The organism is Candidatus Nitrosarchaeum limnium BG20 (genome assembly GCF_000241145.1).
Classification (GTDB): domain Archaea; phylum Thermoproteota; class Nitrososphaeria; order Nitrososphaerales; family Nitrosopumilaceae; genus Nitrosarchaeum; species Nitrosarchaeum limnae.
Genome location: NZ_AHJG01000188.1, coordinates 1 through 915 on the forward strand (window position 1 = coordinate 1; position 915 = coordinate 915).

At 35.0% G+C, this 915-nt stretch carries 2 protein-coding genes and 1 pseudogene; 1 reads left to right on the forward strand and 2 read right to left on the reverse strand.

Annotation, left to right across the window (positions count from 1 at the left end; translation table 11 throughout):
- The coding region (locus BG20_RS06475; protein ID WP_048097119.1) for a hypothetical protein at nucleotides 1–304 on the forward strand (304 nt) is incomplete at its 5' end.
- A 4-nt stretch (nucleotides 305–308) separates the two neighbouring features.
- Here the strand turns inward: BG20_RS06475 and BG20_RS06480 are convergent.
- Nucleotides 309–503 carry a hypothetical protein gene (locus BG20_RS06480; protein ID WP_048097120.1) on the reverse strand — a complete coding sequence of 65 codons (195 nt, stop codon included), beginning with the start codon at nucleotides 501–503 and terminating at the stop codon, nucleotides 309–311.
- 68 nt (nucleotides 504–571) lie between these two features.
- Nucleotides 572–915, reverse strand: a pseudogene (locus BG20_RS06485) (dihydroxy-acid dehydratase); the annotation flags it as partial.

The window sequence follows — 915 nt, forward strand, 5'->3', positions numbered from 1 at the left end:
CCTGTGTAAATGTGGTAGACTTAAGGCGTATAGACGAAAAAGAGGGATGATTCCTCATTTGAGTGTGCCTGAAACTAAACTAGTTCATCGAGAAGCAATGTTAAAAGCAAAAATGAATCATGTCTTTGATCAAAAACTTGGCAAAACAAATTGGGCCATTGAATCACGAGATAATGTGAAATGGATTACAATTTATCTCGAAAGAGACCTTTTGCTTCTATCTACTGAACGCTCATCAAATCATGACATGATAATCCAAAAAATACTCCCAATGCTCAATCTTGAGGAATACCGTGCAATTTAGAGTTTCATTGTTTCTTTTTTTCTTCAATACTTTTTTCTATTTCTTTAATACATTTGTGACATATCATTGATTTTTCAGACATACTACAAATGATTTCATTATTTTGAAATTCAGAATCATAAGTAATTCCTACAGCTAATTTGTTCCACCAAACTTCATAATCTAGCTTCTTTTTTCCACACACAAAACAATTCCCCATGTCTTTGTAAATTTTCTCAAAAAATAAACATTTATGCAAAATCTATAGTTTTTCTAAAACTGGATTAATCATAGTTTTGGACTAGTAATTGCACCTTGTGCTGCAGAGCCTACTAGTGTGGCATACTTTGCTAAAGCGCCTGTTGTATAGTTTGGTTTTGGTGGGCTCCAAAGATTTCTTCTTTTTTCTAATTCTTCAGGTGATACATGAAGATCAATTATGTTAGTTTCCGTATCTATGGTAATTTCGTCATCATTTTTTACCAATGCAATAGGTCCACCAACATATGCTTCAGGGGCTACATGTCCTACCATGAATCCCCGTGTACCTCCAGAAAACCTGCCGTCAGTTACCATGGCGACTTTTTTTCCTAATCCTTGACCCACTAGTGCTGCAGTCGTGGATAACATTT

Bases quoted from the DNA above. Each gene is read 5' to 3' on its own strand.
- BG20_RS06480 (WP_048097120.1), bottom strand. From the start codon at position 503: ATGGGGAATTGTTTTGTGTGTGGAAAAAAGAAGCTAGATTATGAAGTT.